The organism is Sandarakinorhabdus rubra, assembly GCF_010994245.1.
GTDB classification, from domain to species: Bacteria; Pseudomonadota; Alphaproteobacteria; order Sphingomonadales; family Sphingomonadaceae; genus Sandarakinorhabdus; species Sandarakinorhabdus rubra.
In genome coordinates this window covers 1-9,899 of sequence record NZ_WMHO01000088.1, presented here as the reverse complement: position 1 = coordinate 9,899, position 9,899 = coordinate 1, and the positions used below count along the sequence as shown (strand labels likewise).

The 9,899-nt window shown below is 69.0% G+C and carries 8 protein-coding genes and 1 pseudogene; 7 read left to right on the top strand and 2 right to left on the bottom strand.

The window, feature by feature from the left end; genetic code table 11:
* Nucleotides 1-353: CinA family protein (locus GJV64_RS07250; RefSeq protein ID WP_408014972.1), on the bottom strand; the 353-nt coding region annotated here is incomplete at its 3' end.
* Nucleotides 353-1,498, bottom strand: coding sequence for a bifunctional 2-C-methyl-D-erythritol 4-phosphate cytidylyltransferase/2-C-methyl-D-erythritol 2,4-cyclodiphosphate synthase (locus GJV64_RS07245; RefSeq protein WP_164156596.1), 1,146 nt, complete (start codon nt 1,496-1,498; stop codon nt 353-355). The genes GJV64_RS07245 and GJV64_RS07250, both read right to left, overlap by 1 nt.
* A 64-nt stretch (nt 1,499-1,562) precedes the next feature.
* Here GJV64_RS07245 and dusB point away from each other — a divergent pair, with 64 nt between their 5' ends.
* The 7 genes and pseudogenes from dusB to GJV64_RS15725 all read left to right on the top strand — a co-directional run.
* Nucleotides 1,563-2,576 carry a tRNA dihydrouridine synthase DusB gene (dusB, locus tag GJV64_RS07240; RefSeq protein WP_164156595.1) on the top strand — a complete coding sequence of 338 codons (1,014 nt, stop codon included), beginning with the start codon at nt 1,563-1,565 and terminating at the stop codon, nt 2,574-2,576.
* 83 nt (nt 2,577-2,659) lie between these two features.
* Entirely contained in the window at nt 2,660-4,987 is a 2,328-nt protein-coding gene (locus tag GJV64_RS07235) for a sensor histidine kinase NtrY-like (protein ID WP_164156594.1), read from the top strand.
* A gap of 16 nt (nt 4,988-5,003) precedes the next feature.
* Entirely contained in the window at nt 5,004-6,395 is a 1,392-nt protein-coding gene (gene ntrX / locus GJV64_RS07230) for a nitrogen assimilation response regulator NtrX (protein WP_164156593.1), read from the top strand.
* A 114-nt stretch (nt 6,396-6,509) separates the two neighbouring features.
* Nucleotides 6,510-6,740 (top strand): annotated as a pseudogene (gene hfq, locus GJV64_RS07225) (RNA chaperone Hfq); the annotation flags it as partial.
* A gap of 53 nt (nt 6,741-6,793) precedes the next feature.
* Nucleotides 6,794-8,092 (top strand): GTPase HflX, encoded by a 1,299-nt coding sequence (gene hflX / locus GJV64_RS07220; protein ID WP_164156592.1) that lies wholly within the window; start codon nt 6,794-6,796, stop codon nt 8,090-8,092.
* Between the two features lie 64 nt (nt 8,093-8,156).
* Nucleotides 8,157-9,227 carry a lytic murein transglycosylase gene (locus GJV64_RS07215; RefSeq protein WP_164156591.1) on the top strand — a complete coding sequence of 357 codons (1,071 nt, stop codon included), beginning with the start codon at nt 8,157-8,159 and terminating at the stop codon, nt 9,225-9,227.
* Nucleotides 9,224-9,899 (top strand): septal ring lytic transglycosylase RlpA family protein (locus tag GJV64_RS15725; RefSeq protein WP_164156590.1); only part of this gene is annotated, 676 nt, incomplete at its 3' end. The genes GJV64_RS07215 and GJV64_RS15725, both read left to right, overlap by 4 nt.

The following is a 9,899-nucleotide window of genomic DNA, read 5'->3' as shown; positions in this document are numbered from 1 at the left end:
ATCCCCACCGGCTTGCCCGGCGTCGCCCCGCCCGGCCCGGCGATGCCGGTGATCGAGACGGCCACGCCGGCCCGGCTGCGCGCCAGTGCGCCGGCGGCCATGGCGCGGGCGGTGGGTTCCGACACCGCGCCGTGGCTTGCCAGCACGTCCGCCGGCACGCCCAGCAGCTCCATCTTGGCCTCGTTCGAATAGGTGATGAAGCCGCGGTCCACCACGTCCGACGATCCGGCGATCTCGGTCAGGGCGGCGGCCACCAGCCCGCCGGTGCAGCTTTCGGCGGTGGCGACCCTGCGGCCGATGGCGCGGTTTTCGGCCAGTACCTGCTCGGCCAGTGTCGCGAGCTCAGAATCCATCATTCCGGCAGCCGCACGCTGGCCATGGCTTGTGCCGCGATGCCCTCCTGCCGCCCGGTGAAGCCCAGTTTCTCGGTGGTGGTCGCCTTCACGCTCACCCGTTCGATGGCCAGCCCGAGGATTTTGGCGATGCGGGCCCGCATGGCCTCGCGGTGCGGGCCAACCTTGGGCCGCTCGCAGATCAAGGTCACGTCGACATGGTCGATAATGCCGCCGCGCTCCCGCACCAGGCTGGCCGCATGGGCGAGGAACTGGTCCGACGCGGCGCCGCGCCAGCGCTCGTCGCTGGGCGGGAAATGATCGCCAATGTCGCCGGCCGCGATGGTGCCAAGCAGCGCATCGGTGAGCGCGTGCAGCCCGGCATCGGCATCACTGTGGCCAATGAGCCCGGCATCGTGCGGCACCCGGATGCCGCACAGCCACACATGATCGCCCGGCCCGAAGCGGTGGACATCAAAGCCGGAGGCGGCGCGCGAGGAATAGACGGTCATGGATTGCGCCTTCGCAAAATCATCTGGCTCCGTCACCTTGAAAGCGCGTTCGTCGCCGGGTGTGATAGCGACGCTGAGGCCGGCATCCAGTGCGATGGCCACCTCGTCGGTGGCGCCCGGCGCGGCGGCGCGGTGCGCGTGGAGCAGTGCGGCATAGCGGAAGGCCTGCGGCGTCTGCACCCGCCAGAGATTGTCGCGGTCGACGCTGCCGGAAAAGCGGCCATCCACACCCCGGCGCAGGCTGTCGACCTGGGGCAGGGCCGGGCAGGCGCCATCGACTGCTGGTTCATCAAAGGCGGCAACCAGCGCATCAATCACCTCTGCGGGCACGAAGGCGCGGGCGGCATCGTGCACCAGCACGATGTCTGGCGGATCGCGGCTGAGCGCTTCCAGCCCGGCCAGCACGCTCTCCTGACGCGTGGCGCCGCCTGCCACGGGTTCGGGCAGGGCCAGACCGGCCACCGCGTCATCGTAGAGCGCGCGGGCCTCGGGGTTGATGACAACTGTCACCCCGCCGATGGCCGGATGGTCGAGAAGCCGCAGGACGCCATGGCGCAGCAGCGGTTGCCCGGCCACGGCGCGATACTGCTTGGGCACGCCGCCGCCGGCCCTGATCCCCGACCCTGCGGCGACGATGATGGCATGGATGCGCATGGGCGAGGCTTAGGCCCGGCTTGCCTTGTGGAAAAGGGGCTTTCTGCGCTATGGCCGCGCTCTCATGAGCCTCATCAAGCCCATCCAGATCGGTCCCAACCGCATCGACGTGCCGGTGATCCTGGCGCCGATGACCGGTGTGACCGACATGCCGTTCCGCACGCTGGTCAAGCGTTATGGCGCCGGGCTGACCGTGACCGAGATGATCGCATCCGAAGCGATGATCCGCGAGACGCGGCAGAGCCTGCAGAAGGCCGCCTGGCATCCGAGCGAGGAGCCGGTGTCGATGCAGCTCGCCGGGTGCGAGCCGGAGCGCATGGCGGAAGCCGCGAAGCTCAACGAGCAGAAGGGCGCCGCCATCATCGACATCAACATGGGCTGCCCCGTGAAGAAGGTGGTCAATGGCCATGCCGGTTCGTCGCTGATGCGCGACCTGCCGCTGGCCACCCAGCTGATCCGCGCCACGGTGAAGGCGGTGCAGCTGCCCGTCACGCTGAAGATGCGCATGGGCTGGGATCACAGCAGCCTGAACGCCCCCGAACTGGCGCGCATCGCCGAAGGGGAGGGTGTGCAGCTGATCACGGTCCATGGCCGCACCCGCTGCCAGCTCTATTCCGGCACGGCCGACTGGGCGTTCGTGAGGCTGGTCAAGGATGCGGTGAACCTGCCGGTGATCGTCAATGGCGACATCTGCTCCATCGAGGATGCCAGGACCGCGCTGGCGCAGAGCGGCGCCGATGGCGTGATGATCGGGCGCGGCGCCTATGGCAAGCCGTGGCTGATCGGGCAGGTGATGGCGGCGCTCACGGGCCGCGAGGTGCCGGACGACCCGACGCTGGCGCAGCAGCACGCGCTGGTGAAGGAACATTATGCCCTGATGCTCGAGCTTTATGGCGAGCTGAACGGCGTCAATCTCGCGAGGAAGCATCTGGGCTGGTACACCAAGGGCCTGCACGACAGCGCCCAGTTCCGCAACGCGGTCAACCAGGTGGCTGACAGCGCCACCGTGCTCGCCATGATCGACCGTTTCTACGACGCCCTGGCTGCTCGCCCGGAGCCCGCGGCACTGGCGGCCTGAACCGACAATCTGTCGCAGCGCGGCAACGCTGCGGCGCCGATGTGTGTTCCCGGCGCCACAATCCGGCGATATGCTCGCTGCTGGTGACTGTCGATTCGGCCCCTGTAGACATCAAGCTGGTTCGCCGGCCGCGCACGGCGGGGCAGCGTCAGGCGCTGCGGCTGCGCCGGGGCTGGCGGCGATTGCAGCGGCTGGCGCGGTCCGGCAGCTTTTACCCGTCGCTGGAACTGGCGGCCGCCACGCTCACCATCCTGCTGGGCTGGTCGAGCTATGCCTGGCTGACACGCAGCGGGCTGCCGGCCAATGGTGCCTCGCAATCGATCGTTGGCCTGCTGGTGGTGGCCAATCTCGTCCCGGCGATGCTGCTGATCGTGCTGATCGGCCGGCGGGTGGCGATCCTGATCAGCAATCGGCGGCGCGGGCTGGCCGGTGCCCGCCTCCACCTCAGGCTGGTGGCGCTGTTCGCGTCCGTCGCGGCGGTGCCCACCGTGCTGGTGGTGGTGTTCGCCTCGCTGCTCTTCCAGTTCGGCGTGCAGTTCTGGTTTTCCGACCGGGTGCGCACCATCCTCGATGGCTCCAACCAGGTGGCGCAGGCCTATGTCGAGGAGAATCGCCAGCGCATCGCCGATGACATCGCGGTGATGGCCGCCGACGTCGCGTCCTATGCCCGGGATTTCGGCGAAGGCAGCGATCTGTATCGGCGCGGGCTTGAGTTCCAGGTCGCCGGCCGCACGCTCTCTGAAGCGGCGGTGGTGCGGCGCGGCCCCGATGGCCTGGTGCTTGTGGCGGCCAGCAAGGCCAGCGAGGCCGAGGTGCGTGCCCACATGGGCGACATCGACCTGGCCCGCGCCATGGCCGGACCCGTCACCCTGATTGGCGCCGGGGAAGACCGGGTGGAGGCCGCCGTCGCCATTCCCGGCAGCCCTGGCACTTTCCTCTATGCCAGTCGCAAGGTGGACCCGGCGGTGCTGGCGCGGGCGCGGGCGGCGGCAAACGCGCTGGGCGAGTATCGCGCCCTCGCTGAACGCGGCCGGGTGATGCAGTTGCGCTTCAACCTCGTGCTCATGGCGGTCTCGCTGCTCACGCTGATCGTCGCCATCTGGTTTGCGCTGTGGCTGGCCAACCGCCTTGTCGAGCCGATCGCCGGGTTGGCCCGTGCTGCCGAACGGGTGGGCGCCGGCGATCTCGATGCGCGGGTGGCGGTGCGCGGCGACGTCGACGAGATCGGCGTGCTGGAACGCGCCTTCAACCGCATGACCAGCCAGCTGAAGGCGCAGCAGACGGCGCTGCTGGGCGCCAACGACGAGCTGGATGCCCGCCGTCGCTTCACAGAGGCGGTCTTGGCTGGCGTGTCGGCCGGCGTGATGTCGATCGCGCCGGATGGCGAGATCCGGGTGGCCAATGCCTCTGCCGCCTCGCTTCTGGCCCTGCCGCACCGGCTGCTGCGCGGGCGCCTGCTGCGCGAGGTGGCGCCGGAACTGGCCGAACTGCTGGAACAGGCGCGGCAGACCGGCGAGGCCGGCGGCCAGGTGCGCATCCAGCGCGGCACCGAGATCCAGACGCTGGCGGTCAGGATCGGCGCGGCGGGCGAGGGCGGCGATGCCAGCGCCGGCTTCGTGCTGACCTTTGACGACATCTCGGCCCAGCTGGCCGATCAGCGCCGTGCTGCCTGGGCCGATGTCGCCCGCCGCATCGCCCACGAGATCAAGAACCCGTTGACCCCGATCCAGCTCGCCGCCGAGCGGTTGCAGAGGAAGTTCGGTAAGCAGATCGAGGAGGATGCCGAGACGTTTACGACGCTCACCGGAACCATCGTGCGCCAGGTGGGAGACCTCCGGCGCATGGTCGATGAGTTTTCCGCCTTTGCCCGCCTGCCCAAGCCGGTGTTCGCGCCCGAGCATCTCGAACGCCTGTTGCGCCAAGCGCTTGTGCTGCAGGAAGTGGCCTTTCCGCAGATCAGCTTCCGCCTCGATGGCGAGACGGACCTGAGCCTGGTCTGCGACCGCCAGCAGCTGGGCCGGGCGCTGACCAACCTCATCAAGAACGCTGCTGAAAGCGTGAGCGCCCGTCTCGCTCGCGACGGCGAGGGGGCGGAGCCGGGCGTGATCCGCATCCATGTCAGCGCCGACAGCGAAACGGTCAGCATTGCCGTGGCCGACAATGGGTTGGGCCTGCCGCAGGAGGATCGCATGCGCCTGCTCGAACCCTATGTCACCACCCGCGCCCGCGGCACGGGCCTGGGTCTCTCGATATCGGCCAAGATCGTCGAGGATCATGGAGGCACGCTCGATCTTGACGACAATCCGGCGCCGGGGCCGGCCGGGTCGGGCGCCCTTGTCACCGCCCGGATCAGCCGGCGCCTCGCCGCCGATTCCCAGCCCGCGCTGCCGCTCGCAGCAGCTTCCGCCTGAAAGGACCGGCATCGCGATGGCTCTTGATATCCTGATTGTCGATGATGAAGCCGATATCCGCGAGCTGGTGGCCGGCGTGCTGGCCGATGAAGGCTATGAAACGCGCGTCGCCGCCAATGCCGACGAGGCGCTCGCCGCGCTGGCCGAGCGCCGGCCCAGCCTGGTCATCCTCGATGTCTGGCTGCAGGGCTCCTCGCTGGATGGCATCGCGCTACTCGATGTCATCAAGGAGCGTGACCCCGGCCTGCCGGTGGTCGTCATTTCGGGCCACGGCAATCTCGACACCGCGGTCGCCGCCATCAAGCGCGGCGCCTATGACTATATCGAGAAGCCATTCCAGGCCGAGCAGTTGCTGCTGGTGGTGCAGCGCGCCACCGAGACCGAGCGGCTGCGCCGCGAATATGAAGCGCTGAAGGAACGGGTCGGTTACGACATCGAACTGACCGGCACCTCGCCGCAGATCAACCAGGTGCGCGCCACGCTGAAGCGGGTGGCGGCGACCGGCAGCCGGGTGCTGATCACCGGTCCGGCTGGCTCCGGCAAGGAGGTGGCAGCGCGCCTGCTGCACCAGTGGAGCGGGCGCAGCGATTCGCCGTTCGTGGTGGTCTCGGCCGCGCGGATGACGCCGGACACGGTGGAGGCGGCGTTGTTCGGGGTGGAGGCGAGCGGCGAGAATGTCCGCGCCGGCCTGCTCGAACAGGCGCACGGCGGCACGCTGTTTCTCGACGATGTCGCCGACATGCCGGCCACCACCCAGGCCAAGATCCTTCGGGTGCTCACCGAACAGGTGTTCCAGCGCGTGGGCGGCGCGCGCTGGGTGCGGGTGGACGTGCGGGTCATCTCGGCCACCTCGCGCGATCTCGCTGCCGAGATTGCCGCCGGGCGCTTCCGCGAGGATCTCTATTATCGGCTGAACGTGGTGCCGGTGCGGCTGCCGGCGCTGTCGGAACGGCGCGAGGACGTGGCCGAGCTGGCGCGCTATTTCCTTGCCCGCCATGCCGCCGAGCGCCGGCTGCCGACGCCCGTCCTGTCGGACGACGCCCTGGCGGCGCTGCAGACCTATGACTGGCCGGGCAATGTCCGCCAGCTCCGGAACGTCATCGAGCGGACCATGATCCTGGCGCCGGCCGACCGCATGGCGCAGATCGATATCGACATGCTGCCGCAGGAGGTGATGGCCGAGCCGACACGGCTGGTGCCAGGCCAGGCGGTGCGGTCGATCATGGGCACGCCCTTGCGGGAAGCGCGCGAGGCGTTCGAGCGCGAGTATCTGCGCGCCCAGATCCGCCGTTTTTCCGGCAACATCAGTCGCACCGCCGCCTTCATCGGCATGGAAAGGAGCGCGCTGCACCGCAAGCTGAAGGCGCTGGGCCTCGCCGACGAACCGGGTGGCGACAGCGACCTCTGACCGCACCGGCAAACCCGCCTGTGACGAAACGGCGGTTTGAACACAAGCGCCTGCATGGACTATGAAATGCGCATGGCGGCAGCAGGGCCGTCCAAGACCAAGAAGGATCCCGGCATGGCGGAAAAATCCGGCAATCTGCAGGACGTGTTCCTCAACACCGTGCGCAAGACGCGCACCCCGGTGACCATGTTCCTGGTCAACGGCGTCAAGCTGCAGGGCGTGATCAGTTGGTTCGATGCCTTTTCCGTGCTGCTGAGGCGCGACGGGCACAGCCAGTTGGTGTACAAGCACGCCATCTCGACGATCATGCCGGCAACGCCGCTGCAGTTGTTCGAGGCCGAGGAAGACGAAGACTGAAAGGCACGAATTTGGGGTTTGAACCCGCAGGACCCGGCGAGATGACCGTCGCCGGGTTCGATGAGGCCCGCGGCATCCGCACAGGCGCGCGTGCCATGGTCATCCTGCCCGTCATCCATGACAAGGACGCCCTGCGCGCGCCTGAGGCCAAGTTGGCCGAGGCGGTGGGGCTGACGCGCGCCATCGCGCTCGACGTTGTCCATGCCGAGGTGCTGCGGCTGCGCAGCCCGTCGGTCTCGCAATTGCTGGGCAAGGGCCAGATCGAGCGTCTGGCCGGGCTGGTGGCGGCCATGGACGTGGAAGTGGTGATCGTCGATGGTCCGGTCACGCCGGTGCAGCAGCGCAATCTTGAAAAGGCGCTGAAGGCCAAGCTGATCGACCGCACCGGGCTGATCCTCGAGATTTTCGGTGAGCGCGCGTCCACATCGGAAGGCACGCTGCAGGTGGAACTGGCGCATCTCCAGTATCAGGCCAGCCGCCTAGTCAGGAGCTGGACCCACCTCGAACGCCAGCGCGGCGGCTTCGGCTTCCTCGGCGGCCCTGGCGAATCACAGATCGAGACCGACCGTCGCCTGATCCGCGACCGCATTGCCCGCCTGCGCCGCGAACTGGAGGAGGTGCGCCGCACCCGTGGCCTGCATCGCCGCAACCGCCAGAAGGCGCCGTGGCCGGTGGTGGCGCTCGTCGGATACACCAACGCCGGCAAATCCACGCTCTTCAATCGCCTCACCGGCGCCGACGTGCGCGCCGAGGATCTGCTGTTCGCAACGCTCGATCCCACCATGCGCGCCATCAGGCTGCCGGGGCATGACAAGGTGGTGTTGTCCGACACGGTCGGCTTCGTCTCCGACCTGCCGACCCAGCTGGTCGCCGCCTTCCGTGCCACCCTCGAAGAGGTAATGGAGGCGGATCTCATTGTCCATGTCCGCGACATCAGCCACCCCGACAGCGAGGCGCAGGCCCGCGACGTGATGGGCGTGCTGGCTGACCTTGGCCTGGCGCCTGGCCAGCGCGAGACACCGATGCTCACTGTTTTCAACAAGATCGACGCACTCGATCCCGAACAGCGTGAACTGGTCGAGGCGCGCGCCGGCGATGATGCCATTCCGGTCTCGGCGCTCACCGGGGAAGGGATCGCGGTGCTGCAGGCGGCGATGGACGTGGCGCTCAGGGCCGGCGCGCGGGTTCACCGCTTCACCCTGCCGGCCGCCGATGGCCGCCGCCTCGCCTGGCTGCATGCCCATGGCGAAGTGGTGCAGGAGGCCTTTGACGAGGCCGGCGTGACCATCGATGTCCGCCTGTCCGACACGGATCGCGCCCGGTTCAGCGCGATGGCCTGATCCAGCCGGGGATAAGTCGAACCCTGGTCTTTCCCGCAGACAGCGGCGGTGGCACAACAGCAGCATGCCCGTTTCGTTCCCCCCGAAATTGCGCGCTGCGGTTCTGGCGTTGCTGTTGCTGGCCAGCCCGGCCTGTGCCGACGAAACCCCGGTGTCTGCGCAGCAGAAGGCCGAGTTCGCGGCCTATCTGGCCCAGTATCGCAGCGAGGCGGCGGCGCGCGGGCTGGATCCGGCGTGGATCGATGCCACGCTCGACGGCGCCGCGCTGGTGCCGCGGGTGATCGGTGCTGATCGCAGTCAGCCGGGCAGCGCGGCGCGCCCGGTGCGCTTCCCCGACTATCTTGCCGCTAAGTTCCGCGGTGACCGCATCCCCCACGGCCAGCGCAAGTTTGCCGAACATGCCGCACAACTGGCGCAGGCCGAGGAGGCCAGCGGTGTGCCGGCGCCGGTGATCGCCGCCATCTGGGGGATCGAGACCAGCTATGGCCGCGTGCTGGGGCGCACCGATCTGCCGTCCGCCATCGCCACCCTGGCCTTTGAAGGGCGGCGGCGCGAGCTGTTCACGCGCGAGCTTGATGCGCTGGTGCGGATGGTGGGCGAAGGCCGGGTGACCCGCGCGTCGCTCACCGGCAGCTGGGCCGGTGCGTTCGGGCAGGCGCAGTTCCTGCCCACCTCCTACCTGGCGCACGGGGCCGATGGCGATGGCGACGGCCGTGTGGACCTGTGGGACAGCCCGGCCGACGTGTTCGCCTCCATCGGCCGCTATCTGAAGGATGCGGGCTGGCAGGCCGGCGAGAATTGGGGCTTTCGCGTGCTGGTGCCCGATGGCTTTGCCCGTGGCAGCGTCGCGGCAGCCGAGCCGCCGGCGCGCTGCGTGGTGCCGCTGTCCCGTCATTCCGCGCTCAAGCCGGCGGCCGAGTGGCGGGCCCTGGGCTTCACGCCCGTGAATGGCGCCTGGCCGGGCGATGCGGTGCCGATGAGCCTGATCGAACCGGACGGCGAAGGGCAGGGGGCCTATCTCGTCACCCGCAGCTATCGCGCCATTCTGGGATACAACTGCTCCAACCTCTATGCGCTGTCGGTGGCGCTGCTGGCCGATACATTGCGCCAGCCAGCCATTGTGGTGGCCGAGTGAAGCGCCTGGCCGGGATCGTGGCGGGGGGCCTTGTCGTGGCCGCCTGTGGCGGCAAGCCGCCGCCGCGCACCGCGTCTGCCCCGCCGCCGCGCGGGATCGACGTTTCGGACGATACCGCCGCCGTGGCCCGCGATGCCGCCAAGCTGGGCAACTGGCCGGTGAAGATCGGCAAGCCCTATCAGGTGGCCGGGGTCACCTATTATCCGGCCGACGACCGTGCGTATCGCGAGGAGGGCGTTGCCAGCTGGTATGGCCCGGGCTTTCATGCCGGCAGCACGGCCAACGGCGAACGCTATGACCAGGATGATCTCACCGCCGCGCACCGCACCCTGCCAATGCCGAGCTGGGTGGAGGTGGAGAATCTCGACAATGGCCGCAAACTGACGGTGCGGATCAACGATCGCGGGCCGTTCGCCAAGGGCCGCATCATCGATCTGTCCCGCAAGGCCGCGCAGTTGCTGGGTGTCGACCGTGCCGGCACCGCGCGCGTGCGGCTGCGCCGTGTCTATCCGGATGGCCCGCCGGTGACGGCGCCACCGCCACCGCCACCGCCACCGCCACCGCCGCTGCCGGCTGCACCGCCGGTGACGCTGGTGGCTGTGCCGGCCAGTCCGCCTGCTGCAGCGCCGCTGGCCCGCAGCGCCGGCTGGCTGGTGCAGCTGGCGGCGCTGG